General features: G+C 48.0%; 24 protein-coding genes. 10 read left to right on the top strand and 14 right to left on the bottom strand.

Annotation, left to right across the window (positions count from 1 at the left end; genetic code table 11):
- Nucleotides 1–72: 72 nt before the first annotated feature.
- Nucleotides 73–846, top strand: a complete 774-nt coding sequence (locus RBB45_RS17575) for a DUF817 domain-containing protein (protein ID WP_101549646.1) — start codon at nucleotides 73–75, stop codon at nucleotides 844–846.
- 49 nt (nucleotides 847–895) lie between these two features.
- On the opposite strand, the gene hpaB is transcribed toward RBB45_RS17575, so the two are convergent.
- The 4 genes from hpaB to RBB45_RS17555 all read right to left on the bottom strand — a co-directional run bounded on the left by hpaB (nucleotide 896) and on the right by RBB45_RS17555 (nucleotide 4,849).
- A complete protein-coding gene (hpaB, locus tag RBB45_RS17570; RefSeq protein WP_148949929.1) occupies nucleotides 896–2,341 on the bottom strand; it encodes a 4-hydroxyphenylacetate 3-monooxygenase, oxygenase component in 1,446 nt (481 codons plus the stop codon).
- A gap of 275 nt (nucleotides 2,342–2,616) precedes the next feature.
- Nucleotides 2,617–3,516 carry a phosphotransferase enzyme family protein gene (locus RBB45_RS17565; protein WP_306010032.1) on the bottom strand — a complete coding sequence of 300 codons (900 nt, stop codon included), beginning with the start codon at nucleotides 3,514–3,516 and terminating at the stop codon, nucleotides 2,617–2,619.
- Nucleotides 3,517–3,734: 218 nt separating this feature from the next.
- Complete coding sequence (locus RBB45_RS17560) at nucleotides 3,735–4,037, bottom strand: ArsR/SmtB family transcription factor (RefSeq protein ID WP_094767952.1); 303 nt, start codon at nucleotides 4,035–4,037, stop codon at nucleotides 3,735–3,737.
- Nucleotides 4,038–4,081: 44 nt separating this feature from the next.
- Nucleotides 4,082–4,849: an SDR family NAD(P)-dependent oxidoreductase gene (locus RBB45_RS17555; RefSeq protein ID WP_022544543.1), complete on the bottom strand. Its 768-nt coding sequence runs from the start codon at nucleotides 4,847–4,849 to the stop codon at nucleotides 4,082–4,084.
- Nucleotides 4,850–5,046: 197 nt separating this feature from the next.
- Here RBB45_RS17555 and RBB45_RS17550 point away from each other — a divergent pair, with 197 nt between their 5' ends.
- The 5 genes from RBB45_RS17550 to RBB45_RS17530 all read left to right on the top strand — a co-directional run bounded on the left by RBB45_RS17550 (nucleotide 5,047) and on the right by RBB45_RS17530 (nucleotide 9,490).
- Nucleotides 5,047–5,298, top strand: a complete 252-nt coding sequence (locus RBB45_RS17550; RefSeq protein WP_306010031.1) for a hypothetical protein — start codon at nucleotides 5,047–5,049, stop codon at nucleotides 5,296–5,298.
- Nucleotides 5,299–6,048: 750 nt separating this feature from the next.
- On the top strand, nucleotides 6,049–7,161 hold the full coding sequence (locus RBB45_RS17545) for a metallophosphoesterase (protein WP_306010030.1): 1,113 nt from the start codon (nucleotides 6,049–6,051) through the stop codon (nucleotides 7,159–7,161).
- Between the two features lie 47 nt (nucleotides 7,162–7,208).
- Nucleotides 7,209–7,523 carry a putative quinol monooxygenase gene (locus RBB45_RS17540; RefSeq protein WP_094767955.1) on the top strand — a complete coding sequence of 105 codons (315 nt, stop codon included), beginning with the start codon at nucleotides 7,209–7,211 and terminating at the stop codon, nucleotides 7,521–7,523.
- Nucleotides 7,524–7,664: 141 nt separating this feature from the next.
- Entirely contained in the window at nucleotides 7,665–8,270 is a 606-nt protein-coding gene (locus RBB45_RS17535; protein ID WP_253618821.1) for a TetR/AcrR family transcriptional regulator, read from the top strand.
- Between the two features lie 20 nt (nucleotides 8,271–8,290).
- Nucleotides 8,291–9,490, top strand: coding sequence for an MFS transporter (locus tag RBB45_RS17530; protein WP_306010029.1), 1,200 nt, complete (start codon nucleotides 8,291–8,293; stop codon nucleotides 9,488–9,490).
- Nucleotides 9,491–9,600: 110 nt separating this feature from the next.
- Here the strand turns inward: RBB45_RS17530 and ahpF are convergent, their stop codons facing one another.
- Nucleotides 9,601–11,130, bottom strand: coding sequence for an alkyl hydroperoxide reductase subunit F (ahpF, locus tag RBB45_RS17525; RefSeq protein WP_101548780.1), 1,530 nt, complete (start codon nucleotides 11,128–11,130; stop codon nucleotides 9,601–9,603).
- 14 nt (nucleotides 11,131–11,144) lie between these two features.
- The gene (gene ahpC / locus RBB45_RS17520) at nucleotides 11,145–11,708 is read right to left on the bottom strand and encodes an alkyl hydroperoxide reductase subunit C (RefSeq protein WP_009794427.1); all 564 of its coding nucleotides are present in this window, start codon (nucleotides 11,706–11,708) and stop codon (nucleotides 11,145–11,147) included.
- A gap of 387 nt (nucleotides 11,709–12,095) precedes the next feature.
- On the opposite strand from ahpC, the gene RBB45_RS17515 reads away from it, so the two are divergent.
- Nucleotides 12,096–12,704: a LysE/ArgO family amino acid transporter gene (locus RBB45_RS17515; RefSeq protein ID WP_101548782.1), complete on the top strand. Its 609-nt coding sequence runs from the start codon at nucleotides 12,096–12,098 to the stop codon at nucleotides 12,702–12,704.
- A 60-nt stretch (nucleotides 12,705–12,764) separates the two neighbouring features.
- Here RBB45_RS17515 and RBB45_RS17510 read toward each other — a convergent pair whose 3' ends face one another.
- The 6 genes from RBB45_RS17510 to RBB45_RS17485 all read right to left on the bottom strand — a co-directional run bounded on the left by RBB45_RS17510 (nucleotide 12,765) and on the right by RBB45_RS17485 (nucleotide 19,757).
- Entirely contained in the window at nucleotides 12,765–14,711 is a 1,947-nt protein-coding gene (locus RBB45_RS17510; RefSeq protein WP_306010028.1) for an FtsX-like permease family protein, read from the bottom strand.
- Nucleotides 14,701–15,462 carry an ABC transporter ATP-binding protein gene (locus tag RBB45_RS17505; protein WP_009794423.1) on the bottom strand — a complete coding sequence of 254 codons (762 nt, stop codon included), beginning with the start codon at nucleotides 15,460–15,462 and terminating at the stop codon, nucleotides 14,701–14,703. The genes RBB45_RS17510 and RBB45_RS17505 overlap by 11 nt, the downstream gene beginning before the upstream one ends.
- Before the next feature lie 101 nt (nucleotides 15,463–15,563).
- Nucleotides 15,564–16,568: a sensor histidine kinase gene (locus tag RBB45_RS17500; RefSeq protein WP_129613200.1), complete on the bottom strand. Its 1,005-nt coding sequence runs from the start codon at nucleotides 16,566–16,568 to the stop codon at nucleotides 15,564–15,566.
- Nucleotides 16,565–17,254 (bottom strand): response regulator transcription factor, encoded by a 690-nt coding sequence (locus RBB45_RS17495; RefSeq protein WP_148974947.1) that lies wholly within the window; start codon nucleotides 17,252–17,254, stop codon nucleotides 16,565–16,567. The genes RBB45_RS17500 and RBB45_RS17495 overlap by 4 nt, the downstream gene beginning before the upstream one ends.
- Nucleotides 17,255–17,383: 129 nt before the next feature.
- Nucleotides 17,384–18,373, bottom strand: coding sequence for an ornithine cyclodeaminase family protein (locus RBB45_RS17490; RefSeq protein WP_306010027.1), 990 nt, complete (start codon nucleotides 18,371–18,373; stop codon nucleotides 17,384–17,386).
- A gap of 58 nt (nucleotides 18,374–18,431) precedes the next feature.
- Entirely contained in the window at nucleotides 18,432–19,757 is a 1,326-nt protein-coding gene (locus RBB45_RS17485) for an MFS transporter (RefSeq protein ID WP_263625351.1), read from the bottom strand.
- Nucleotides 19,758–20,056: 299 nt separating this feature from the next.
- Between RBB45_RS17485 and RBB45_RS17480 the strand changes: the two genes are divergently transcribed.
- The 3 genes from RBB45_RS17480 to RBB45_RS17470 all read left to right on the top strand — a co-directional run bounded on the left by RBB45_RS17480 (nucleotide 20,057) and on the right by RBB45_RS17470 (nucleotide 24,088).
- Nucleotides 20,057–20,857 carry a MurR/RpiR family transcriptional regulator gene (locus RBB45_RS17480; protein ID WP_094767969.1) on the top strand — a complete coding sequence of 267 codons (801 nt, stop codon included), beginning with the start codon at nucleotides 20,057–20,059 and terminating at the stop codon, nucleotides 20,855–20,857.
- A gap of 316 nt (nucleotides 20,858–21,173) precedes the next feature.
- Nucleotides 21,174–22,730: a PTS transporter subunit EIIC gene (locus RBB45_RS17475; RefSeq protein WP_306010026.1), complete on the top strand. Its 1,557-nt coding sequence runs from the start codon at nucleotides 21,174–21,176 to the stop codon at nucleotides 22,728–22,730.
- Between the two features lie 2 nt (nucleotides 22,731–22,732).
- Nucleotides 22,733–24,088, top strand: a complete 1,356-nt coding sequence (locus tag RBB45_RS17470; RefSeq protein WP_009794411.1) for a 6-phospho-alpha-glucosidase — start codon at nucleotides 22,733–22,735, stop codon at nucleotides 24,086–24,088.
- An 89-nt stretch (nucleotides 24,089–24,177) separates the two neighbouring features.
- Here the strand turns inward: RBB45_RS17470 and RBB45_RS17465 are convergent, their stop codons facing one another.
- Both RBB45_RS17465 and RBB45_RS17460 read right to left on the bottom strand, forming a co-directional pair.
- The gene (locus RBB45_RS17465; protein ID WP_009794410.1) at nucleotides 24,178–24,630 is read right to left on the bottom strand and encodes a DUF305 domain-containing protein; all 453 of its coding nucleotides are present in this window, start codon (nucleotides 24,628–24,630) and stop codon (nucleotides 24,178–24,180) included.
- Nucleotides 24,631–24,816: 186 nt separating this feature from the next.
- The gene (locus RBB45_RS17460; protein ID WP_306010025.1) at nucleotides 24,817–25,725 is read right to left on the bottom strand and encodes a Gfo/Idh/MocA family protein; all 909 of its coding nucleotides are present in this window, start codon (nucleotides 25,723–25,725) and stop codon (nucleotides 24,817–24,819) included.
- Nucleotides 25,726–25,928 lie beyond the last annotated feature (203 nt).

Raw genomic sequence — 25,928 nt, 5'->3', positions numbered from 1 at the left:
TTCTGTCCAGATAAGGGGAGGTTTCATATGAGCATAGCCATCCAGAATGATGTTAAGAAAAGAAAAGTAAGGATGCAGGTGATTGGAGGAGCACAGCAGCTCTGCCGTTTTGGCTGGGAGCAGGCGTTGTCCTGCCTTTTCCCTGTCGTTATCTTTGCTTCCTTGGCCCTGACGAAGATCATCCCGCTTCCGTTCCTGCCGCGGTATGACTGGCTGCTCCTCATCTGCCTTGTGATGCAATGGGTGATGCTGCGCTCAGGACTTGAAACGCGCGATGAATTAAAGGTTATCACACTTTTTCACCTGATCGGGCTTGCGCTTGAGCTGTTCAAGGTCCATATGGGCTCCTGGTCTTATCCGGAAGAAGGCTTCTTCAAGGTTGGAGGCGTACCGTTATACAGCGGATTCATGTATGCAAGCGTTGCCAGCTATCTTTGCCAGGCGTGGCGGAGGCTGAAGGTTGAACTGGTAGAGTGGCCGCCGTTTTGGCTGGTTGTCCCGCTGGCTGCTGCCATCTACCTGAACTTTTTCACACATCATTATTGGATTGACATCCGCTGGTGGCTCTCGGGGCTTGTAATCATAGTCTTTTGGCGTTCCTGGGTCATTTATGAGGTTGGAGGAATCAAGCACCGTATGCCGATTTCCCTATCATTCGTACTGATCGGATTTTTTATCTGGATAGCAGAAAATATCGCCACCTTTTTCGGGGCGTGGGAATATCCGAACCAGCAGGATGCCTGGAGCCTTGTCCACCTTGGCAAGGTAAGCTCCTGGCTGCTGCTGGTGATTGTCAGCTTCCTGATTGTTGCGACACTGAAGCTGGTCAAGGGGAAGTCCCATTAATTTCAAAAAGCCGTATCCTTGTTGCAGGGGGATGCGGCTTTGTTTAATACTAATCTGATTTTCGCTGCTGCAGGAATTCACTGATGTTGCGGACAAAGTCTTCCTTTGGATAAGTATGATATAAAGTGCTTGCAAGCCGGACCGGATCGCCGGAGAAATATCTTTCGTAATGGGTCTGCCTTGTGCCAAAGGGGCTCATCGTCAAATCCCAGGCCAAACGGAAGAGCTGGACCCGTTCCTTTGCATTCAAGCCTTCCGCTTGAAGATATTGATCAAGGTCAGCCCGGATGCCTGATTCAAAATCTTTTTCAGTCGGCAGTGAAGTCAGGCCGCTTGCGCCGATAACCTGGATGATCTCGCAAAAACGGGGATATAGTTCAGGGAAAAGATTACTGGCAATCTGGAGAGGGACAATGCTCGGGCGCATGCATCCAAATTCATCGGGAATTGCATCGTTTTCTGACTTCTCGAGCAGCGCTTTCATCGATTCGAGGCCTATGATGATTTCGGCCATCTTGGCTTGTATATGCTGATATTCACTGACATTGAGGCACTTTACAATAGATTCGGCAATGCCGAGGATGAATTCCGTTTTTACGATCTGCCTGATCAATGCCTGGTGATAGGCAAAGGAATGGAAGCTGCTCTTATTTTTGAACGCCAGCGCAGCCTCGACATTGTCATAGAGAAATACCCTTTCCCAAGGGACCAGGACATCATCAAACACGACGATAGCATCCATTTCATCGTAATGGGAGCTGAGGGGGTAATCAAAGGCAGAGCCATCGCCTGCAAAGGATCCCCTGCAGATGAATCGCAGCCCATCCGTGTTGGAGGGGATGGAAAAAGCAAATGCCTCCTCCGTATCAAACCTGCCGGGTGAGCTGAGCACCAGCAGTTCATCGGTCAATCCTCCCTGGGTCGCCAAAAGGCGGGCGCCCTTGATGACCAGGCCATTATGGTTCTTCTCCACTACCTTCGCCGAGATCGGGGTGTCAGAGCCCAAGTAGAAGGCAGAACGGTTGACCTGGGGGGTGATGAGCGTGTGCGTGAACGAGAGATCCTCATGGATAGCACGTTCATAAAGTGCCTGCACATGCCCGGGAAAACAGTTTTCCCTGCCCGCGAGGACAGAGGCAGAGGCAGCAAGGCTCATGACCGCCGTATTCATATAATCCGGGCTTCTGCCCATCATGCCGTGGGTGCTCATTGCCCAATGCTCAGTCATTTTTCTTCTCTTCAGCAGATCCTCTTTTGTTTGAGGCCTCAGGTATGACAGGCCTGCCAGCTCTGCGGTGCCAGGTATGCGAAATGTCAGCTCTTCCTGCAATGGCGGATCGCATTGCTTATCATAGAGAGAGGCCTTTGCCGTCACAATTCCTTTAAAAGCAGGATGCTCCGAAATTTTCCCCGCGACCCTTTCCCCGTCCAGCCAGACCTCATTTTCCATCAGATCCAATCGTTCAATGAATTCCTTCCCATTCCGAATTCCCATTGTCCCAATCCCCTTTACATATTTGGCCAACAGAACGTGCCTTTAAGCTATTATCACTGTATTGTCCGGCTTGGCTGTTCGTTCCAGGGGGAAAAGCCCTGTTTTTGAATGGGCTGCTGGTTTTCTTTTGGTCAATCGCGGATCTCGGAGCCCCTGCGTAAAAAAAAGCCGGCCGCTCAATTCGAAGCTGGCTTTATCATTTTGCAGGACTAAACGCCGGCAGTCTATCCCTCGGGCTGCTGAAGCAAAGCCTCCGGTTCTCTCCGGGCAACTGTTCATAGATAAGCAGAGAAGTCCTCTACTCCCGCATAAGGTTCACGATTCTTAATCTTCCGCTTCAAATCCTCGAGTGTATATTCCTGCCAATCTTCTAAATGAGCTTTATCCCATTTTCGGCGGAATAACTGAAATAAGAAAATCTCCCTTAATTTTAAAAAAATCGGTATCTGGGCAATTGTGTCGGGATGGAGCTCTGTTTCGGACTGATATCCGCTAAAAACATGATGCATAAACCGGCGTGAGAAAGCTTCTGCCTCCCCGATGAACGAGTCCTGCTGCCAGTAGGCGTGGTAAAACAGCACGGCCAGATCCTGCGCGAACCAATTACAGGCGCATTCGTCAAAGTCGATTACCACGATTTCCCCATTTTCCCGAACGATAAAATTCCCTTGATGAAAGTCATTGTGGATGAGCCCAAAAGTGTCCAGTGAAAGTTTATATGGCTGCAGGTCTTCCATCAGACGGTCATATTCCTTCTCTAGCCAGCCAGCAAGATCATTTTTGATGCCAAACACATCCGGATTCTCTTTCGTCCAAACAGGCCGCCTATTATTCTCAATCCTATATTCTTTTGATAAAGCGTGCATCCTCCCCAATATCCGGCCGAACTGTTCAAAATTCCTTTCGTTCCAATGGGCGGGATTGGTCACGTCAACAGGGTTCCCTCTGACAAATTCGAAGTGAGCCTTTACCAGTCCGCCATCCAGTTCGATTTCCTGGGCAGGTTTTGATAAAGGAATTCCGTTTCTGTGTAAGAAATCCATCCACTGAAGCTCCTGCCGTACTTCTTCTGCTGACTTGCCGTTAGCAGAAATCCTTATGATTCTATTATCGTTTTTATCGTAGAATACTTCATTGTGGAAACCGCCGCTGAGACGCTCATATCTCTCTTTCATACTAAAATCCCTCTCCCTGAGAACATGAATTTATTAGTAGTATAAGCTGATTTTAGGCGGAAGGAAATCGTTTCTGAATTAACTTGTAAAATGCTGGGGCTTACAAAGATTACAAGCAGTATGATGAAAAAAATAAGATCCCCCTGGGCTGCAGGAGAATCTTATAAAGGATATATTAGTATATTTTATTTGCTGGCTTTAAACTGTCATGCCAATGATTACAAACACTCCGACTCAACGATATGGATCAGGGCCTTCAGCATCTCAACTGATTGGTCCAGTGTAAGGGAATAATAACGCTGCGTACCCCGCTGTTCCATTGCAACAAGCTTCTGGTCCCGAAGGATTTTTAAATGATGGGAAATAGCCGGCCTGGATAAGGCAGACTGATCCGCTATTTCATTTACGCTTAAGCTTTCATGATCGGCCAAGAGTAAAATGATATCCTGTCTTGCGGGATCGCTTAATGCCGTGAAAAGCGGTATGCATGAACGGAATACTTCAATTGCCTGCTGTCCCATCGAACAAACTCCTTTAGCCTTTTTCTCCCATAATTAAAGCTTATTTAAGCGTCTTTTGCAACATATTTAGCGATCTTGGCTGCCGCGCTTCTTGGAAGAAATTTTGCGGCATAGGCCCCAAGCTTATTCGAGGTGCCCGTAATGACCACACGCTTTCCAGCCATCAGGGCCCGGTATCCCTGCTGTGCAACCTCACTTGAATCCATGGCTCCGCTGAACATTTTGGTTTTTTCCACCTTTGCAACAGAGGCAAAATTGGTCTTAGTGGCACCCGGACATAAGGTGGTGACGGTGACATTTGTATCTGCCAGTTCTTCAGCCAGGGCTTCTGACAATGATAATACATAAGCTTTCGTCGCATAATAAACAGCCATTAAAGGACCAGGCTGGAAGGCAGCAGTACTGGCAACATTCAGGATTCTGGCCTTATCCTTTTGACTCTTAAGGCCAGGCAGAAAATGATAGGTCAGCTCAGTAAGGGCGGTGACATTCAATTGGATCATTTCTGCCTGCTTCCGAATATCCAGCTCATGGAATGGCCCCATAAGCCCGAAGCCTGCATTATTCACTAACACATCAATGGATATTCCAGCCGCTGAGACTTCCTCATAAACCTCTTTTGCCGCGCCTGCTATACTCAAATCCTTACTGATGGTTAAAACCGAAAGATCTTGGAACTCTTTTTTAATTTCCTCCAGCTTTGCTTTATTCCTGGCCACCAATACCAAGTCATAACCGTCTGCAGCAAACAATTTTACAAAGTCATATCCTAAGCCACTGGTTGCGCCTGTAATTAAAACAGATTTTTTCATCATTAAAACCTCCATCTTTTATATTAATGTTTAAAAGTTTAAATGTTTAAGTGTTTAAACATATAATATGACAGAGGGAAACTTCTTGCAAGTATTTAATTGTGGAAGAATCTTAAATGACAGAAGAGGGATGAAGCCCAGCAATGGAGAATCTATCCGTAAGAGCTATTTCAGCGCTTCATGAATAGAGGGGAAAGATGAATACCGATAAAAGAAACCGGCTGGAAGAGACCCCCTTCAGTTATCGTATCAATAAAGAGAATACAGTTTTTCTGGAGTATTTCGGAAAGCAAGTGAAGATTCTCAAAGGAAAAGAGGCTGAGAGGTTTTTAAAAAGAATGGATTCAGCTTTAAACGAAAATAAAACACAATTAATCATGGCGAAGGCAACTGGTAATTTCAAGAGAGAAAATGAAAAGCAGGCCTTGGAGCAAAGGGGAAAGGAATAGGCCCAAAGGATGCCAGGCTGGGAAACTAACACCCTCTGCACCACAGAAATCAAACCAGAGGGTGCTAGTCAGAGAAACTAAGACCCTCTGAATCACAAAATTGCAATCAGAGGGTGTTAGTCAGAGGAACTAAGACCCTCTGAATCGCAAAAACCAAACCAGAGGGTGCTAGTCAGAGGAACTAAGACCCTCTAAATCAGAAAAATGAAATCAGAGGGTTCTAGTCAGAGAAACTAAGACCCTCTGAATCACAAAAGTGCAACCAGAGGGTGCTAGTCAGAGGAACTAAGACCCTCTGAATCAGAAAAATGCAATCAAAGGGTGCTAGTCAGAGGAACTAAGACCCTCTGAATCACAAAAATGCAATCAGAGGGTGCTAGTCAGAGGAACTAAGACCCCCTGAATCGCAAAAATGCAACCAGATGGTGCTAGTCAGAGGAACTAAGACCCTCTGAATCACAAAAATGCAATCAGAGGGTGTTAGTCAGAGAAACTAAGACCCTCTGAATCGCAAAAACCAAACCAGAGGGTGCTAATCAGAGAAACTAAGACCCTCTGAATCATAAAAACCAAATCAGAGGGTGCTAGTCAGAGGAACTAAGATCCTTTAAATCACAAAAATGCAACCAGAGGGTGCCAGAGCCGCCTCCATTGGACGACTCTGATGATGCCTAATATATGAAGGGTTTCCTTTTTCAGAAACGAATCCTGTTATTATCGTAAAAATAAGGAGACAGAAGGAGAACGCTAGTGGATAAAATAAAAGAACTGCACATACCAAAGGATGCCAGGATAATCGTCACTTCGGATATCCACGGAGAAATTGGCCTTTTCAAGGAGCTTTTGGAAAAGGTTGATTTTAACAGTGAGGATTACCTCATTATCAACGGCGATATTTGTGAAAAGGGCAGGAACAGCAAGGAGACTGTGAAATACATAATGGAGCTTGCATCGCTCAATCCCCGGGTGCAGGTGATTGAAGGAAATTGCGAGGCTCTGGTTGGGGAGCTGCTTGCAGAAAATCCATTGCTTATCAGATATTTACTCTCAAGGCGCTATTGCCTTTTCAATGAATGGCTGGCAGACGCGGGGTTCCCGCTGAATGAACAGACAAGCATCAGTGAGGTAAAAGAAGTCTTGATAGAGCATTTTTCAGAGGAAATCGAGTGGCTGTCCAGCCTGCCGACAGCTATCGAAACAGAAGATTATATCTTTGTCCACGCAGGGCTGGAGAATTTGGAAAATTGGAGGGAGACAGACAGGGATAAGGCTATTTCGATTCCTTCTTTTCTGGAAAAATCCCATCAGGCAGAGAAGTTTGTAGTCGTCGGCCATTGGCCTGTTGTGAATTATTCTAAAGATATTCCGAGTGATAATCCAATCATTGATCGGGAGAAAAAAATAATCAGCATCGATGGCGGGAACAGGGTGAAGGATAAAGGGCAATTGAACGCCTTCATCATCCAGAGGAATGCTGGTGAGGATATGTTCTCCCATGCCTATGTGGACGGAATCCCTGCTTGCCGGGCCGTTAAGGATTTCTCTGAAACCTTTGATATGAAGGGGGCCATACTTTACCCTGATTATGATATCGTTCCTTTTGAAGAAGATGAGCATTTTACCTTATGCAGGCAGCCGGGTAAGGACGAGCTGCTTTATGTGAAAAATGAATACATCTTGCAAGAAGAGAATGGCAGCTGCAAGGTGAAATCTGATGTTTCCTGCTCCCTTATAGCCGTGAGTAAAGGGGATGCTGTGTCTGTTCTGGATGACAGCTGCTCAGGCTTTGCACTGATCAAAAAGGACGGGATGACCGGCTGGATAAGGAAAGAAATTCTGCCTGCTGCTGTGCTTGCAAATTAAAGGATCTGGGCATTCTTATAGCAGTCTAAATAATAGGAGGACACTACATGAATAAATTCAGTCTGTTCGGCAGGTTTACAGTAAAAGAAGGGGAACGGGATCATATGGTCAGTATCCTTCTTGAAGCAGCGGAATCCATGAAGGAACTGAATGAATGCGAAATCTATCATGTCCATACATCAGAAGCTGAGCCGGATGCTGTCTATGTTTACGAGGTGTGGAGCGATGAGGCTGCCCATCAAAACTCTTTGTCCCTTGAATCAACCAAGACCTTAATCAAGCGTGCCAAGCCTATCATTGCCGGGATGGAGCGGATCAGCACCATGGAAGCCAGGGGAGGAAAGGGTATCTCCGGCTCTTAATATTGAATAGGGGAAACTCAGCTGCCAGCCTCTGGCGGCTTTTCTTTTTTCAGGAGGGTGAGAAACTCATATCATTCGGTTGACTTTCCAGCGGTTTCGGTGTTTAATATGACTAACGAACGTTAGGAAGGGGATTTGGCTGTGGCTGTTGAGCTGACCAGTGAAAGAATCAAAAGGACTGCTCTGAAGCATTTTGCCCAGTTCGGCTATGAAGGGGCCTCGATGGCGAATATTGCAGAAGAAGTCGGTATCAGGAAGCAGTCTATCTATACACACTTCAAAGGAAAAGATGAGCTGCTGCTGGAAGTGCTGGATGATGTGCTGGAGGAAGAACTGAGGTTTTTGGATGACTATGCAGAAACCCATAAGGAGAGCCGGCTTGAGGACTTCCTTTATGGTTTTCTTTTACAATACCGTGACCGCTATGGAAACGATGACTTTACGAAGTTTTTATTAAGGATGCTCTTTTTTCAGCCTGCCCATCTTTCAAAAGAGGCGGAGGAATTCGGCCGGAAATATGTCGATCATCTCGAAGAAATGCTTATCCTCGCTGCCAGTAAGGGAGAAGAGGACGGACGGATTGACAGCGAGGTGGGGGCGAGGCCGGCCGCAGTGGCGTATACGGGTGTGCTGGATGGTTTGTTTTTCGAGCTGTTGACAGGAGATGCATCAAGGGTCCAGGAGAAGCTTGATTTTTCCTGGCGTGTCTATTGGAGAGGGGTATCCAGTAAGCGCAGCAGGACATGATACTTACAGGAGGGAAAGGTATGAAAAGAAATAATATTGCTTTGGCCATTCTGCTTATGAATCTGCTGATTGCCTTTTTAGGAATCGGCCTAGTGATTCCTGTTACACCTGCCATTATGAATGAATTGAATATATCGGGTACGGTTGTCGGCTATATGATTGCTGCCTTCGCGGGCGCCCAGCTGATTGTGTCGCCTATAGCGGGAAGATGGGCAGACCAGTTCGGCAGGAAGAGGATGATTGTGATTGGCCTGTTCATTTTCAGCGCCTCTGAGCTCTTGTTCGGCCTGGGGCAGTCTGTTATGCCTCTATTTGTCTCCCGCATCCTTGGAGGCGTGAGTGCGGCGTTCATCATGCCTGCTGTTACGGCGTTTATTGCTGACATTACAACGATTAAATCCAGGCCAAAAGCGCTTGGCTATATGTCCGCGGCCATCTCGACAGGATTCATTATCGGGCCTGCCATCGGCGGATTTTTGGCTGAAGTTGACACAAGGCTTCCGTTCTTTTTTGCGGCGGCGTTTGCCCTTGGTGCGGCTGTATTATCACTGATGACGCTGAAAGAGCCGGAGCGGAATCCGGAAAATGAGGAAGCGGAGGAAGCCGGGACACAGAAAGCCGGCTTAAAGAGGGTCTTCGCACCAATCTATTTCATCCCGTTTGTGATCATTCTGATCTCTGCCTTTGGCCTGGCGTCCTTTGAGTCGCTGTTCTCATTATTTGCCGACCGCAAGTTCGGATTTTCGCCGAAAGATATTGCCATTATGATTACAGGGGGAGCCATTCTTGGTGCCATCGTCCAGATTGTCTTCTTTAGCAAGCTCACGATTTGGCTCGGGGAAATCCGGCTCATCCGCTATTGCCTGATCTTTTCGGCTGTGCTTGTATATCTGATGACGACGGTGAACTCTTATGCAGCGATTCTGATGGTTACAATGACGGTTTTCGTCGGCTTTGATTTGATAAGGCCTGCCGCTACCACTTATCTTTCGAAGATAGCAGGGAATGAGCAGGGGTTTGTCGGAGGCATGAACTCAATGTTTACAAGCATAGGCAATGTTTTGGGCCCGATCATCGGCGGGATGCTTTTTGATGTGGATTTTGACTATCCCTTTTACTTTGCAGCTGTTATGATTGTCCTTTCGATTGGCCTTTCATTCTTATGGGCGGAACCAGGGAAAAGGAAGAAAAAAGTGGCGGGGAAGTTGTCTGCCGGGTGATAAAGGGAGCTGATTGGTTTAATGCCAGTCAGTTTTTTTCTTGCTGCTGCGGTAACCGTAGAAAATATATAAAAAAGCCGCTCTGCTGCAATAGCAGAGCGGCTTTCATTTTAGTTGCGGATCAGGTAATCAAACGCACCGAGGGAAGCAGTCGCGCCGGATCCCATGGAAATGATGATTTGCTTATAGGCGCTGTCTGTGCAGTCGCCGGCCGCAAATACACCAGGGACATTGGTCGCGCCGTGCTTGTCCACGATGATTTCGCCGAAGCGTGTACGCTCGATTGAATCGCCGAGCCAGTCTGTGTTTGGCACAAGACCGATTTGAACGAAGACACCCTGAAGCTCAACATGATGCTCTTCTCCTGTCTCACGGTCAATATAGGAAATGCCGTTCACTTTATCAGTACCGGTGATTTCCTTTGTCTGAACGTTCTTCAGGACAGTTACGTTAGGCAGGCTGTACAGGCGGTCCTGGAGGACAGCATCGGCCTTCAGCTCAGGCATGAATTCAAGGACAGTTACGTGCTTGACAATGCCGGCCAGGTCGATTGCCGCTTCAATTCCGGAGTTTCCGCCGCCGATAACGGCAACATCCTTACCTTCAAAGAGCGGGCCGTCACAGTGAGGGCAGTATGCCACACCTTTGTTCTTGAACTCAGCTTCACCAGGGACGTTGACATTGCGCCAGCGGGCACCTGTTGAAAGGATGACGCTCTTGCTCTTCAGCACAGCGCCATTTTCAAGTTCAAGTTCGATCAGGTCTTTCTTTTCCAGGCTCTTCGCGCGCTGAAGGTTCATAACATCAATGCCGTACTCTTTCACATGCTCCTCAAGGCTTGCAACAAGCTTAGGGCCTTCCGTATGCTTGACACTGATGAAGTTCTCGATGCCAAGAGTATCCATAACCTGGCCGCCGAAACGCTCGGCTACAATGCCGGTGCGGATGCCTTTACGTGCCGCATAGATTGCCGCACTCGCGCCGGCAGGGCCGCCGCCGACAACAAGGACATCGTAAGGGTCTTTATCAGACAGCTCGGATGCATCCGGGCCGCTGCCCATTTTGCCAAGAATTTCTTCAAGGCTCATGCGGCCGCTGCCGAATGATTCGCCGTTCAGGAAGACTGTCGGAACAGCCATGATGTCTCTGCTTTCGACTTCTTCCTTGAAAGCGGCGCCGTCAATCATCGTATGCGTGATGTTTGGATTGAGAACGCTCATCAGATTGAGTGCCTGTACCACATCAGGGCAGTTATGGCAGCTCAGGCTGATATATGATTCAAAGCGATATTCGCCTTTGATGTTTTTAATCTGGTCAATAACCTTCTGGTCGGCTTTAGGTGCCCTTCCGCTGACCTGCAGCAAAGCAAGCACCAGTGAAGTGAATTCATGTCCTAGAGGGATACCGGCAAAAGTTACTCCTGTATCTTCACCGATCCGATTCACACTAAAGCTTGGTGTCCTATGCAATTCTGCTTTTTCCACCTTAATGCTGGATGACATGGAGGCCAATTCGTCTACCAGTGCCAGCATATCGCGGGAGACGTCGTCAGAGCCTGCGCTGACCTTGAGCAGGACCTCGCCTTCCATTAATTGAAGATATTGAGCTAACTGTGCTTTTATATCTGCATCTAGTACCATTTGAATTTCTCTCCTTAGATTTTTCCTACAAGGTCAAGGCTTGGCTTAAGTGTTTCTCCGCCTTCCTGCCATTTAGCAGGGCAAACTTCACCTGGATTGTTGCGTACATATTGGGCTGCTTTGATTTTGTTGACGATTGTGCTTGCGTCACGGCCGATGCCGCCTGCATTGATTTCAACTGTCTGGATGATGCCGTCTGGATCGATGATGAAAGTACCGCGGTCTGCAAGGCCTTCCTCTTCGTCAAGAACATCGAAGTTGCGAGTAATCTTTTGTGATGGGTCACCGATCATAACGTACTCGATCTTGCTGATTGCTTCTGAGTGGTCATGCCAAGCTTTATGTGTAAAGTGAGTGTCTGTTGAAACAGAGTACACTTCAACTCCAAGATCTTTCAAAGTTGCATATTCGTTCTGAAGGTCTTCAAGCTCAGTTGGGCATACGAAAGTGAAATCTGCAGGGTAGAAGCAGACTACGCTCCACTTTCCTTTGAAGTTTTCTTCTGTTACATCGATGAAATCACCGTTAAAGTAAGCTTTTGCTGAGAATGGCAGTACTTCTTTTCCAATTAAAGACATTTGAATTCCTCCTAAGTATTTTTTTAGAAAATAATAGCATGCCCACAGGACGTCACTATTACTTATCTATAATTATTATAATCAGATATAAATTATTATATATTAGGGTGTGGTTTGTCAAGGGATAGGCACAAGCAAATCTGTTTTAAAATAGCTTCCTCCCTAGTGGGATCCTGATTGGGACTAATTTAATTTCTTTTGTCCCGGACAGCAGGCGATTTTCAATTAATCATATTTACCTTATTAAAGTTGATAATTTGGGCCGGGGGGTCGGGTCCCTTGGCGCGGAAGCGAGGCAGCTGATTCTTAACGGGCAGACCGGACAATTTTCTGAAGACAGAATCGCTTTCCTCCGCTATTCTATTAAAGGATAGGGGGTAATCGGAAGTGGAAGTATTGCTTCACGGAATCATACTCGCCTTCGGCCTGATTCTGCCGCTTGGCGTTCAGAATGTGTTTATCTTTAGTCAGGGTGCTCTGCATAAAAGGTTTACCGGTGCGCTGCCGGCAGTGGTGACGGCGGGGATATGCGATACCATTTTGATTTCGCTCGCGGTTGCGGGGGTGTCTATTGTTGTTTTAAGCTTTGACTGGCTGCGGATGCTGCTGTTTGCAGCAGGAGCCGTCTTTCTTGCTTATATGGGCTGGCAGATGTGGAAAAGCAGGCCGGAGCCCGCAGCAGGAGAAGGGCAGGGCAGCTTCACGGCAAAGCGCCAGATTGCCTTCGCCGCTTCTGTCTCCTTGCTGAATCCCCATGCCATTATGGACACGATCGGTGTAATCGGAACAAGCTCCCTTGCCTATGAAGGCTATGAGAAAGTGCTGTTCTCCGCCGGATGCATCGGAGTCTCATGGATCTGGTTCCTGGGCCTGGCTTTTGCAGGCAGGAAGCTCGGCCAAATCGACAAAAACGGCAAAGTCCTTGGCTTGATGAACAAAATCTCGGCCCTCATCATCTGGGCCATGGCAATCTATATGGTCGGGCAATTGATTTGAGCCAGGGGGTCTGTCCCCCTGGCTCTCTTTTAAGCCAAGGGGACAGACCCCCTGGCTCGCTTATAGCGCATCCTTCACGACTTTCTTGGAGTACAGGACAGATAGTATGCCAAAGATGGAGTAGAGGATGGTGTATAGGATCATGACGCTGATCATGGGTGTCCATACTTCGGCTCCGAACATGAACCAGCCGGATTGGACGGCGAAGTAGCTGTGTACAAGGCCGATCGCAAGCGGGATCCCGAAGCTGAACAGCTGCTTGGCCTGAAGGCCCTTCATGAGATCTCCTGTTGTGAAGCCCAGCTTGCGGAGAATCGTGAAGTTCGGCTTTTCGTCCTCGCTTTCGCCCATCTGCTTGAAATAGAGGATACAGCCGGATGTGACGAGGAAGGAAAGCCCAAGGAAGCCCACAATGAACATGATGAGCCCCATATTGCTCTTTTGGCTGATCATGACATCAAGCTGTGAATCGTTCTCTCCGCTTTCGCCAAGCTGGAGCGCATGGAAGGCTTCATTGGCGTCATTTAGGCGTTCCGGATCTTTTATATCAATGCCGATATATACATTATTTTCAGCCTGCAGTCCGGGATCCATCTCCGCCTTCAGCTGCTCAAAAACAGCGTCATCTACAATGGCAGTCTGGAGGCCGCCTCTTGTATAGTAAAGCGGAATCAAATAATCCTTTTCCAGGCCAATGTAATTGAGCGGAATTTCTTTTTCCTTGGTATGAAGCTTAACCTTTCCGGAATCCTTCAAGGGCATGAACCTTTGAAGAACGTCGCTGTAGCCTGTAAAAATGGCCTCATTTTCATCAAGCTCTTTTCTCCCGGCCGAGCTTTCACTGATGACCGGCAAGTCCATCTTATCGGTATCGAAATTCATTTCCTCCAGCTTTTTCCCTTGAATGTCTTTGACATCAATAGAGGCTGTAACTACTTCAATCCGTTTTTCCCTGTAATCGATGTTTTTTGAATCCAGCTCCTGCCTGAACCGCACCGCGCTATCTTCGGCCGTGAAGGAAAAATCATTTGGCACATTATCCCGTGCCATCTTTTCAGCCGAATAATAGGAGATATAGCTGAGTGATAGCAATCCGATCGCCAGGGCGGAAACCGTAGTGATGATTGTCAGCAGCAGCGCATTCGATTTCATCCGGAACATGATGGACGAAAGGGAGAGCACTTCTTTTACATTCAAATATCCGTCCTTTTTCTTGCGAATCAGATAGATGATGAAGCTGACTGAGCCTTTATAGAAGAAATAGGTCCCGAGAATGACAGCTCCTAAAATGAAGATCATCGCCCCGAACAGTTCCGGCATCGATGTGAAATCTCCTTCGAACAGTATGCCTGACACATAATAGCCGGCCGCAATCAGGATGATGCCGAGAATGCCGATTATGATATTGAAAATAGACATTTTCCGGATCTTTTCTTCAGCGGATGACTGGACTCTGAAGAGCGACAGGATGCTCTGTCCTTTAATGAACAGATAGTTTACCAGCATAATGAGCAGGTAGATGGCCGTAAAGACGATAAGGGTCTGTACGAGAGCCTTATTGGAAAAATAGAGCTCAGCCACCTCATCAACACCAGTGATTTTGAACAGAATCATCATCATCAGCTTGGAAACCAGGAAACCGGCCATCATGCCGATGAGGAGTGAGCCGTAGTAGAGCATGAAATTCTCTGCGGTCAGGATACGGAAAATCCGGCTTTTTGTCATGCCGATCAGCTGGAATAAGCCGATCTCCCGGCTGCGCCTTTTCGTAAACAGGCTGTTGGCATAAACAAGAAAGACAGCCACAATGGCCACAAGAAGTACAGAGGCCGCTTTCATCCCGGCCCCGCCCTTGATAGAGCCCTCAATCTCATCCATCGCCGGGTCGTACTGCAGGGTGACAAACGCAAAATACAAGGCTGCGCTGAAGATAAGCGCGAAGATATACAGATAATAATTCTTCACATTCTTCTTCAGGTTCTTCCAAATCAGCTGGTTAACGCTCATCCTGCACACCGCCCAGCACAGCCTGCGTTTTCATAATATCCTTGAAGAAAGCCTGCCTTGTCTGCTCTCCTTTATTCAGCTGCGTATAGATCTGCCCATCTTTGATGAAAATCACGCGGCTGCAGTAGCTCGCCGCGGCGGGATCATGGGTAACCATGACGATTGTCGCCCTGCGGCTTTCATTCAATCCGCCAAGCTTGTTCAGAAGATCTGCGGCGGCCTTTGAATCGAGCGCCCCCGTCGGCTCGTCGGCGAAAATAATGCTCGGCTCATGGATAAAAGCCCGCGCTGCCGATGTCCGCTGCTTTTGTCCGCCGGAGATTTCATTCGGGTATTTATCTTTCAGGTCCATGATGCCAAGTTCAGATGCGATGGTTTGGAAGCGCTGGTCTGCCTCCTTTTTTGCTACCTTCGAAATGGACAGCGGCAGAAGGATATTTTCCTTTACCGTCAGTGTGTCAAGAAGGTTATAATCCTGAAAAATAAAGCCGAGGTGGTTTTTCCTGAACTCAGCCAGCTTTTTTTCCTTCATGACTGTCATTTCCTTATCTTCAATCCGGATCGTTCCGCCGGTTGCTTTATCGATCGATGATAATACATTCAGCAAGGTTGTTTTTCCCGAGCCGGAGGCCCCCATGATGCCGACGAACTCGCCTTCGTGAATCGCCAGGTCAATGCCCTTCAGCACCTCCTGCCTGTTCAGCTTCGTGCCGTAGCTTTTATGGAGCTTGATTGCTTCTAGAATCGCCATATAAGCTTCCTCCTCTAATCTTGATAGTCTTATTATAAAAAGAACCCTGATGGAAATCCTTGCAGCAGACGAACAAAAAGGAAAAGCATGTGACAATCTTGTCACATGCTGATCACTTGGGAAAAATCATTTCTCTTTGGAAAGGAAAGGGTAAAAGCCGTGCCTTCTCTAAGAGCGGATTGCACCTCTATTTCAATGAGAAGAGGAACGGCCGCTTTTTTTGTGAGATACAGCCCCATTCCTGTAGCAGCATGGTCTTCATGCTTGAATGTTGAGGTAAAGCCTTTATCAAAAATACGGGGCAGGTCCCTCGGGTCGATTCCCCGTCCAAAATCGCGGATTTCAAGCTTTGTCTGCCCCTGCTGTTTCCAGCTCTTGATCTTAATGTCTCCTGCATCGCTGTATTTGATGCTGTTCGTCAGGATCTGCCTGATGATAAAAGCCAGCCATTTGCCGTCTGTCAGCACCTCTGTCTCCTCAAGGCTGATATCAAAGCCGATCCCTTTCTGGATGCACCAGGCTTTCATCGTCAGCAGCTCGTGGTGGATGACCTCCTCCAGATCAATCTTCTGTATGTACAGGTCATTCTCAATAAAAGGGATCCGCTTCTGGTGAAGCTGCTGGTCGAGAAGCAGGTGGATGCGGAGCCATTCATAGGTAAGGCTCGATTTGAGCGGTCCGTCTTCCATCCTTTCAATCATCAGGTGCAAAGCAGTCAGAGGTGTTTTAACCTCATGGATCCAGGCAAGCATCTGGTCCTTTTCTGTCTCCAGGGCAAGGTGGAGATCCCGGGCCTCTTTTTTCAAAAGGGCGGACTGCTCATACATGGCTTCTTCCACAACCTTTTCAAACGGGCTGGAGGAGGAGGGGAGACTGCCTGGATCCAGGTCCCCTAACCGTTCCTCCAGGTTTTTATAAAAGCGAGCCTCCCGCTGATAGCGGACTGCCAGGAAAATCAGAAACGAAATGAAAGACAGTCCCGCAAAATACAGAATGCTATCGAAGGGAATGGCAGAATCGACGAATGAGATGAACAGCAGCAAAGCGTGGGCAAACAGGAAGAACAGAATCCAGCTTAGCCGTTCCCGCAGAAAACGGCGTATCATGTGCTCTGCTCCTCCACTGCCATATAGCCCATTCCAACTTTTGTCTCGATAAAGCTGCCCAGCCCGATTTCCTCAAGCCTTTTGCGCAGGCGGTTAATGTTAACCGTCAGGGTATTGTCGCTGATGAAACGTTTATCATCCCACAGGCTGCTGATCAGCTGGTCCCGCGTCACAATCTTGTTCTTCTGCTCAACCAGCTGCTTTAGAATGAACATTTCATTCTTGGTCAGCTCCACTCGCCCGGTTTCATTTTCCACGATGCCCCGTTCAAAGTCGATTGCAGCACCGCACCATGTCTTCAGCTTCACTTCATCCGTGCTGTAGCTGTAAACGCGGCGCAGGATCGCCTGGATCTTGGCAATGAGCACCTCAAAATGAAACGGCTTCTGCACAAAATCATCTGCACCCAGCTGCATCGACATCACCATATCTGTCGGATGGTCCCGAGACGACAAAAAGATGATCGGCACATTCGAACCCGACCGGATCATCCGGCACCAATGAAAGCCATCAAAGCGGGGCAGCTGAATATCAATGACTACCAAATCGGGCCTAATCTCCGCAAACTCCTCCATCACCAGGCTGAAATCCTTAATCCCATGCACCTCATACGACCACTGTCCCAGCCGCTCCTCCATCTCCTGAAAAAGAGACCGGTCATCCTCAATCAGCAAAATCTTAAACACACCCATCACCACACGTTTCTAATCAATTACCTCAAGTGTAAGGAAATAATGGGAAATGGGCAAGTGGGCCAGGGGGTCTGTCCCCTTGGCTCAGCCGAAAGAGGGACAGTAAGCCTGTCCCTCTCTTTGCTATATTTCCACCTCGGTACCTGCTCCGAGTTCGAGTGCTTTCTGATAGACAGCACTGGCAATGGCCAGGTCGAAATAGGCGGTGCCAACCGATTTGAAAAAGGTGATTTCCTGGTCATTTTCCCTGCCGGAAATCTGCCCTGCTGCGAGCTCCCCGAGTTCACCGTGCAGCTGATCAAAGCTCCAGGTCCCTGAATTTGCCGGAATGATCAAATCGCCAGCCTCTTCTTTAACGCCCTCAATCGTATCAGCCACAATTTTAGAGCATTTCAGCAGCGTCTCCTCGCCGACTTCCTGCATATGAGGCTGATAAGAGCCGACACCGTTGATATGGGTGCCGGGTTTGAGCGCTTCCCCTGAAAAAACAGGAGTGGAAGAGCGGGTGGCGCAGATAATGATATCCGCTTCGGCAGCGGCACTGTCAGCATCGCCGGAGATTGTGATTGTCCCGTCAAAGTCCGGACAAAACTCCTTGATTTTTGGAGCGAATTTTTCAGCTTTTTCTTTGGTGCGGTTATAAAGGATAACACTGGAAATCTCCCTGACTTCAAGGACGGCCTGCAGCTGTTCCTCTGCCATTGCCCCGCAGCCGATGACAGCAACAGTCCGGGCATCCTCCCGCGCCAGATGCGCAGTTGCCACCCCGCTGATCGCCCCGGTCCGCAGGCTTGTCAGATAGGAGGCGTTCAAAAGGGCAAGGTGATCGCCATTCCTGGCATCACTTAATAAAATCACCCCCTGGGTCGTTTTCTTGCCGATGGAAGGGTTGTGCGGGAAAATGGTAACAGCTTTGACAACGGATTTTCCAGCCGATGGCATAGCGCACGGCATATAAAGGGCAGATGCTTCATGCTCGGGGATATCGAGGACTGTCCGGTGCGGATTGAGGATTTCAGCTTCTGTTTGCCGGATCAGGCCTTCCCTCATATCCTGGAGGGCATTTTTCATAGAATAAAAGGATCGTATGTCTTTTTCAGATAAAATAAGCATTCATAATTCCTCTCTTTCTGAAAAAAAGGAACTGCCGCAGCAATTCCTTTTTCTTTTTTTAAAGCGTAGCGTTTGTCTTTGGGGTTTCTGAGATCACTGTGCTGGTGTCCAAGTCCTGGTTGTTCCGGTCCTTGATGCTTGCCACGGCAACCAGAGAGATGGCAGCAGTCAGCATAATATAAAGGGCAACCGGGACATAGGAGTTGTCATATGCCTGGAGCAGGGCGGTCGCAATCAGCGGCGCGGTTCCCCCGGCAAGGGCAGCCCCGATCTGGTAGCCCAGGGAAATGCCGGTATAGCGGACATTCGATTTAAAAATCTCAGAGAACATAGTCCCGAGCACAGCCGTTATAGGGGCCCAAATGATACCGAGGCCGAGGACTGTCGCAACGATCAGCATCAGGGACGATCCCTGCTGAAGCATCCAGAAATAAGGGAAAGCATAGAGCATCATTAAGATTGTGCCTCCGACATACAGCTTCTTTCGGCCAATCTTATCAGAAAGGCCGCCCATGATCGGAATCAGGATGGTTGTGACAATCGTGGCAATGGTGACCGCGTTGAGCGTCACTGTCCTCGAAAAGCCGAGCTGGGTGGTCGCATAGGAAACAATGAAGGTTGAAAAAATATAAAAGGGTGCGGTTTCGACTACCTTGGCGCCAACCGCAATCAGCACTTCCTTCCAATGGGTGCGCATTGTTTCGACGAACGGAACCTTTGCGATTTCACCCTTTTCCTGGGCTTTCTTGAAAGAAGGTGTCTCATCGATCCCTTTGCGGATCCACAGCCCGAAAATAACGAGCAGGGCGCTAAGGATGAAAGGGACGCGCCAGCCCCATGACATGAAGGCCGCTTCCGGGAGCAGCGACATGATGGATAAAGCCAGTGTGCCGAGCAGCATTCCAATCGTCACGCCCATCTGCGGGACGCTGCCGAACAGGCCGCGCTTCTCTTTAGGCGCATACTCCACTGCAAGCAGGAGCGCTCCGCCCCACTCGCCGCCAAGCCCGATGCCCTGGATCAGGCGAAGGATAATCAAAAGGATTGGCGCTGCCACCCCGATGGAAGCATAAGTAGGCAAAAGCCCCATTAAAACGGTTGATCCCCCCATCAGCGACAATGTCAGGACAAGCGTTTTCTTCCTGCCGATCCTGTCGCCGATATGGGCAAAAATCACACCGCCCAGCGGACGAATGAAGAATGCCAGCGCAAATGAAGCATACGCCAGCAGCAGGCCGACCGCCGGATCTTCACTGTGGAAGATCACCTGATTAAAAACAAGCGCCGCCACCGTCCCGTACAGGAAATAATCAAACCACTCAATCGAACTGCCTATCAAACTTGCAATCAATACCTTATTCGCCACTTTCTTATCCACGGGCATCTCTCCTTCTAAATGGATTTTCACTTCAAGCACTTCCCCTGAATCCGGCCCTGCAATATGTATAGGGAAAAAAGGACAAAAACCAGCCATGGCAAAATGCTATACAGACTAGGATATAATCTAAGCCTCCCGGAAACAAGAGCCAAAGATAATTAATTATAAATTTTCTGAAAAGTTATTATCAAGGCCGATGACTCAGATATCAGCAATACAGACTCTGACTGCCATAACTGAACTGTTTTTGTGAGATAATAAAAGCAAAGATACAGTGCGAAAACCAACAAGAGGGAAGAGTGAAAATGGAGAAATCAGAGAAGATCTTTTTCGATTATGCCAGTGACCGTGATTTGAGCCAGTCGGAGATGGACATCCTTTCCTTTCTGATAAAAAGGAAATTTGAGGACAAGCCTTTGAGCATCCGAAACGCGGCTGATGAACTGTATGTTTCAACCACCTCCATCATGAGGCTCTGCAAGAAGCTTGGCTTCAGCGGCTATAGCGAGTTTATTTTTAATTTAGGGCTTAAGATCAAGAATGCGCATGATTCCGACCACGGGTCGGTTGTTGAGATCCATTCGCCCCTGGAGGAATCAAGGCAGGAATTCGTCCGCAATTTTAATTCCAGCTTTGAAGCTCTTGATGAGAAAAGCATCCAGGCATTCCTGGCTGAAATAGAGAAAAGCAGCAAGATTTATTTTTATGGGGCGGGCTTTTCTACCCTGTTTTCCAATTATCTTTCAAAAAAGCTGGAGCTGTTTGGCTATTATGTATCCAATGCCTCCACAAGCGACAGCCGGGCCATCTTTTTCAACAATATCCAAAAGTATGACGTCATGATTGTCTTTTCCCGTTCAGGCGAGACTGGCAAGGTCATAGAAAAAATGAAGATTGCCAAGGATAAAGGAATCAGGACCGTCCTTTTTACAGGCAACAGCCGCAGCACAACGGCAAATCTTGCAGATATCGTCTTTTCCGTCCTTGACCCGACGATCGAATCCCAGCAGGAGTTTCAGGTAACCTCCTATGAATCCAATATGTTCATGATGATTGATATTATCCTCATTCTGGCGATTAAAAAGGGAATCATCAAGGAGTATTGAGGAAAAGCGAAGCAGGGGGCACCGAATGAACTGCAAATGCTGATAGATTCTTTTACAGGGAAGTCCACATTGGAATACGAGATAATATGCCAATTTCAAGTATCGTAAAGACCGCGCCTGATAAGAAACGGACTTCCCTATTTCCCCTTACAAGACCAGGCCTTCACCCCGAACATCCCCTGAACGCAACATGTAACATGTTACGTTTTTTGTTCACATAGTACAGAATCCCGAGAAAGCCTTTTCATAAATTTGGCCCATGCTTATACTTTGAATTGTAAACGACAGCTTTTGATCGATGGAAAGGAAGTTGCATATGAAAAAGGTTGTAAATGGTCTTCAGCTTTTTGGTAAATCCATGTTTGCTCCTATTTTAATACTGCCAATCATTGGCCTATATATTGCGTTCGGGAACGTGTTTGGAAACGGAAATCTCGCACAATATATTCCGTTCCTCGACCACCCGGTGATCCAGAACATCGGAAAGTTCATTTCTTCTTCCGCTGTTTCGATCCTGCAGAACCTGGCGCTGATTTTTGCGGTCGGGATTCCAATCGGGCTGGCAAAAAAGGATAAAGGCTATGCGGCCTTAACCGGTCTTGTCACTTTCGTTATATTCATCAACGCTATGAATCAGGTGCTGAAGCTATCTGACCGCCTGGTGCCGGCTGAGGAAATGCAAATGGCCGGACAAGGGATGGTGCTGAACGTTCAGGTGCTGGAGATGGGGGTATTCTCAGGAATCCTCATCGGAGCCCTGGTAGGTGTCCTGCATAATAAATATTCCAGCACAGAATTCAAGGGTGTGATGTCCATCTATTCCGGACACCGCTTTGTGGCCATACTGGCCATCCCGACTGCGATGCTCCTTGGTGCCTTTGCAGCAGAATTCTGGCCGATTGTCCAGAATGGAATCACCAATTTGGCCAACGGCATCAAGAGCATGGGGGCATTCGGCTTCCTGATCTACGGCTTCCTGGAAAGGATTCTAATTCCGACTGGACTCCACCACCTCGTCTACACTCCATTCCTGTATACAGAGCTTGGCGGCACACAGTCAATTGCCGGGGAAATTGTCCATGGTGCAAGGAATATCTACTTTGCTGAAATGGCTGATTCATCTGTAAAGGTGCTTAGCGATACCGTTAACTGGGATGCCCGCGGCTTGAGCAAAATGTTCGGCCTGATGGGGGCTGCCCTGGCCATGTACATGGCTGCCGACAAGAAGAAGAGAGCGGTTGCGAAGGCAATCCTTGTGCCGGCTGCATTCACTTCCTTCCTTTTGGGTGTTACCGAACCGATTGAATTTGCATTCTTATTTACGGCTCCGATCCTGTTTGCCATCCATGCCGTCCTGGCTGGAGTAGGGATCATGCTCTTGCATATATTTGATGTCCATGCAATCGGTGCCAATGGCGTTATTGACTTCCTGCTTTACAACCTGCCTCTTGGCACAGAAAAATCCAACTGGCCGATGTTTATCCTGGTCGGACTGATCATGTTTGCTGCTTACTTTGTCATCTTCCGCTTCCTGATTGTAAAGCTGGATCTGAAGACACCGGGACGCGAGGAAGACACTGCAGCAGAAGGACAGCCTGTGCAGGCTAAAAGAGAAGCAGCAGCTGGAAATGCAGTTGCGATGGGTGAAACGATCATCGCGGCTTTGGGCGGCACAGAAAATATTGAAAATGTTGATAACTGCTATACACGTCTAAGACTTGTCCTGAAGGACCCCGGCAAGGTGGATGAAGGCCTGCTGAAGGAAACAGGTTCAAAAGGTGTCATAAAGTCAGGGAATAACGTTCAGGTTGTGTACGGATTAAATGTAAAAACGGTCCGAGAATCTGTTGATCAAAACTTAGGGGGAATTTAACCATGACTACTTATAAATTGGCTATTGCAGGCGGAGGAAGCACGTATACACCGGGAATTGTCAGAAGCCTGATGGATCGCTTGGAAGATCTGCCATTGTCGGAAATTCGCTTCTATGATATTGATGGAGAGAGGCAATCAAAGGTTGTTGTGGCAGCCAAAGCGGTTATTGCTGAATATACAGATCAAATTAAGGTGATTGATACAACCGATCCGGAAACAGCCTTTGAAGATGCAGACTTTGTTTTTGCCCAAATGAGGGTCGGCAAATATGCAATGAGGGAGCTGGACGAAAAAATTCCATTATCCCATAACGTTGTTGGCCAGGAAACATGCGGGCCAGGCGGACTGGCATATGGCTTAAGGACAATTTTCCCGATGGTCGAACTCATTGATTATGTTGAAAAATACGCAAAAGATTCATGCTGGATTGTCAACTACTCCAACCCTGCTTCCATCGTTGCTGAGGGAGTGCGCAAGCTGCGCCCGAATGCAAAGGTCGTCAATATTTGCGATATGCCTGTTGCAACCATGCGCAATATGGCAGGGATCCTTGGAGTCGGCAGGGAAGACTTGAATGTAGATTATTTTGGGCTCAATCATTTCGGGTGGTTCACGAAGGTAGAAGTTGACGGTGTTGACCGTCTGCCGGAGCTTCGCGAGCATGTCAGCAAGTACGGACTGCTGACTGAGGACATCTCCAAGATTGACTACCGACATGCTGATTCATCATGGATCAAGACGTTCAAGAATATCAAGCCAATCATGGATATGTTCCCTGATTACCTGCCAAATCCTTATCTGCAGTACTATCTGCTGCCTGACTATATCGTTGAGAACTCCAACAAGGAGCATACACGTGCCAATGAGGTCATGGAAGGCCGGGAAAAATCACTGTTCGAAACAGTGCGCAAGTTTGAGGAAACCGGTGTGCTTGAAGATGCCTTCCACGTTGGCGTACATGGCATCTTTATCGTCGACGTAACCGTTTCAATCGCGAAAAACCTCGCTAATCGCTATCTGGTTATGGTGGAAAACAACGGCACCATCCCAAATCTTCCGGCAGACGCCATGATCGAAGTGCCTGCACTGATCACCAATAAAGGACCGGTCGCTGAATATGTGGGAGAGATCCCATACTTCCACAAAGCGATGATCGAGCAGCAGCTTGCTTCCGAGAAGATTCTGGTAGAAGCCATCACAGAAGGCTCATATGAAAAAGCATTGCAGGCCTTCACTCTGAATAAAACCATCCCATCCGCTTTCGTGGCGAAAAAAGTGCTGGATGACCTTATTGAAGCCAATAAAGAATACTGGCCAACCCTTGAAAAGAAATATAAAGAAGGCGTACTGGCATAAGCACACAAAAAGGCTCCTTCCATGGCGGAAGGAGCCAGTTTTTTGTACCGGGGAGAGTTTCAATGGCCGGGCGGCAAATTGCCTGCCATTTATTCCTTCTCCTCCAAATCCTCAATCAGCTTCTTCATCTCCTCAATTTCCCTGCGCTGCGCTTCAATGATATCCTCAGAGAGCTTCTTGACCCTCGGATCGGAAATGCCGGCGCGTTCACTCGTCAGGATGGCGATGGAGTGGTGGGGGATCATCGCTTTCATCCATGCGGTGTCATCGATGGTAGCCTGGCTGCGGACGAGCCAGAGGGAAACCGCGAATACGAGGGCGCTTCCCGCTAAAATCATATAATTCAGCTGCTTATTTTTGTACATTTTCCACATGAACAGCAGCATGACAATGGCCATGGCCGATCCCATGATCAGCGCCATATACACCCGTGTCTCGCTGTAAAAAATATGATCGAGCTGAAAAACATTCAAATACATAAGTCCGAACATAATGATCGTTGAAACGGCGATCATCAGGCCAAATCTTGCGTAATGCTTCATTGCAAACCCCTCTTTCTCTATAGTTTCTATACTGCTCGTTCCCTTGCTGCACCCGGAACAAACCAGAAATTCTCCAGGCGGCTTATATCGTGGCCGGCACAAAAAGCCGGAAACTGATGTCTCCGGCTTTCCTTTTATTCATTGTCATTCAAATATGGGGACAAGAAACCTGTCCCTTCATCCTGCTCAAGCCTCCGGATCAATCTGCCTGACAATCTCCTCGCAGATCTGATGGGTGATGAGCGAGTCTTCGATGGAGGGATCCGGAGTTTTATTCTGCCGGACCGAGTCGAGGAAATGGCCGATCAGTTGGTAGAAGCCGCGTTTGTAGAGGGTGGGCTCCCAGTCGCCGAATTTGGTCACCTGAATGCTTTTGTCATGATAGTGGACCGTTTCGACAAGGGCATTGACCACAAACTTATCCTGGCCGGTGCTGTACTCGATGATTTCCTCAGTAACCCCTCCATTGCGGTTCATGATGCCGACCGCCGTGCTGCTTTCCCCGATCAGCTGAACGATGAGGTGGTCCAGCTTTCCGCCTGATCCTTTTGACTGGACAGTAACATCCTTGACCGGCTCATCCATGAGGAAGCGCAGTGTGTCAACAACATGGATGAAGTCTTCCACCACGAATCTCCTTACAGCGTCAGGGGAGGAAAAGCGGTTCTTCTGCATCAGAATAAGGTTTGCCCGGCCATGCCCCTTCAGCTCCCTTACCCTTGGAATGAAGCGGCGGTTAAAGCCTGTCATGGCAATTTTGCCTTTTTCTTTTGCCAGACTGACAATCCTTTTGGTTTCTTCCAAGTTCATGGAAACCGGTTTGTCTATGTATACATGGATGTCATGCAAAAGCAGTTTTTGGGCAATTTCAAAATGTGCCTCGGTCGCGGTGCTGATAATGGCTGCCTCAGCCCCTGCAGCAATCAGCTCCTCAACAGTGTCTGCCGTTTCCCTGATTCTGTATTTGTCTGCAAGCTGATTGAGCGTCTCCGCATTTCTTGTACAAAGCACAAGTTCAATCTTTTCCTGTTCCGACAATACAGGCAGATATGCCTTTTTAGCAATGTCTCCAAGGCCGATGATGCCAATTTTCATATGCTCACTCCGTCCCAAAAATTTTTATACAAATGAATTGGTGATCCCGCCCTTGCCGGCATAGGTGCCCTTCACCGCGCCCACATATAGTTGACGATGGTACCGGCTCTCAATCCTGGATCTTAAATACTCTGCATCTTTTATATTCCCTGTATGGGAAATAGCGAAGACTGTATTGGAAAAATCGGCCGGACTCTCTCCGA

It is taken from the genome of Bacillus sp. MMSF_3328, assembly GCF_030733525.1.
GTDB lineage: Bacteria > Bacillota > Bacilli > Bacillales > Cytobacillaceae > Bacillus_AB > Bacillus_AB infantis.
This window is presented reverse-complemented; position numbering and strand designations above follow the sequence as displayed.

Bases quoted from the DNA above. Each gene is read 5' to 3' on its own strand.
- RBB45_RS17465 (WP_009794410.1), bottom strand. From the start codon at position 24,630: ATGAAGCATTACGCAAGATTTGGCCTGATGATCGCCGTTTCAACGATC.
- RBB45_RS17505 (WP_009794423.1), bottom strand. From the start codon at position 15,462: ATGGCGATTCTAGAAGCAATCAAGCTCCATAAAAGCTACGGCACGAAG.
- RBB45_RS17475 (WP_306010026.1), top strand. From the start codon at position 21,174: ATGAAAAAGGTTGTAAATGGTCTTCAGCTTTTTGGTAAATCCATGTTT.
- RBB45_RS17555 (WP_022544543.1), bottom strand. From the start codon at position 4,849: ATGAAAAAATCTGTTTTAATTACAGGCGCAACCAGTGGCTTAGGATAT.
- RBB45_RS17560 (WP_094767952.1), bottom strand. From the start codon at position 4,037: ATGGGACAGCAGGCAATTGAAGTATTCCGTTCATGCATACCGCTTTTC.
- RBB45_RS17480 (WP_094767969.1), top strand. From the start codon at position 20,057: ATGGAGAAATCAGAGAAGATCTTTTTCGATTATGCCAGTGACCGTGAT.
- RBB45_RS17575 (WP_101549646.1), top strand. From the start codon at position 73: ATGCAGGTGATTGGAGGAGCACAGCAGCTCTGCCGTTTTGGCTGGGAG.
- RBB45_RS17565 (WP_306010032.1), bottom strand. From the start codon at position 3,516: ATGAAAGAGAGATATGAGCGTCTCAGCGGCGGTTTCCACAATGAAGTA.
- ahpC (WP_009794427.1), bottom strand. From the start codon at position 11,708: ATGTCTTTAATTGGAAAAGAAGTACTGCCATTCTCAGCAAAAGCTTAC.
- RBB45_RS17470 (WP_009794411.1), top strand. From the start codon at position 22,733: ATGACTACTTATAAATTGGCTATTGCAGGCGGAGGAAGCACGTATACA.
- RBB45_RS17540 (WP_094767955.1), top strand. From the start codon at position 7,209: ATGAATAAATTCAGTCTGTTCGGCAGGTTTACAGTAAAAGAAGGGGAA.
- RBB45_RS17500 (WP_129613200.1), bottom strand. From the start codon at position 16,568: ATGATACGCCGTTTTCTGCGGGAACGGCTAAGCTGGATTCTGTTCTTC.
- ahpF (WP_101548780.1), bottom strand. From the start codon at position 11,130: ATGGTACTAGATGCAGATATAAAAGCACAGTTAGCTCAATATCTTCAA.
- RBB45_RS17485 (WP_263625351.1), bottom strand. From the start codon at position 19,757: ATGCCCGTGGATAAGAAAGTGGCGAATAAGGTATTGATTGCAAGTTTG.
- RBB45_RS17510 (WP_306010028.1), bottom strand. From the start codon at position 14,711: ATGAGCGTTAACCAGCTGATTTGGAAGAACCTGAAGAAGAATGTGAAG.
- hpaB (WP_148949929.1), bottom strand. From the start codon at position 2,341: ATGGGAATTCGGAATGGGAAGGAATTCATTGAACGATTGGATCTGATG.
- RBB45_RS17530 (WP_306010029.1), top strand. From the start codon at position 8,291: ATGAAAAGAAATAATATTGCTTTGGCCATTCTGCTTATGAATCTGCTG.
- RBB45_RS17490 (WP_306010027.1), bottom strand. From the start codon at position 18,373: ATGCTTATTTTATCTGAAAAAGACATACGATCCTTTTATTCTATGAAA.
- RBB45_RS17460 (WP_306010025.1), bottom strand. From the start codon at position 25,725: ATGAAAATTGGCATCATCGGCCTTGGAGACATTGCTAAAAAGGCATAT.
- RBB45_RS17550 (WP_306010031.1), top strand. From the start codon at position 5,047: ATGAATACCGATAAAAGAAACCGGCTGGAAGAGACCCCCTTCAGTTAT.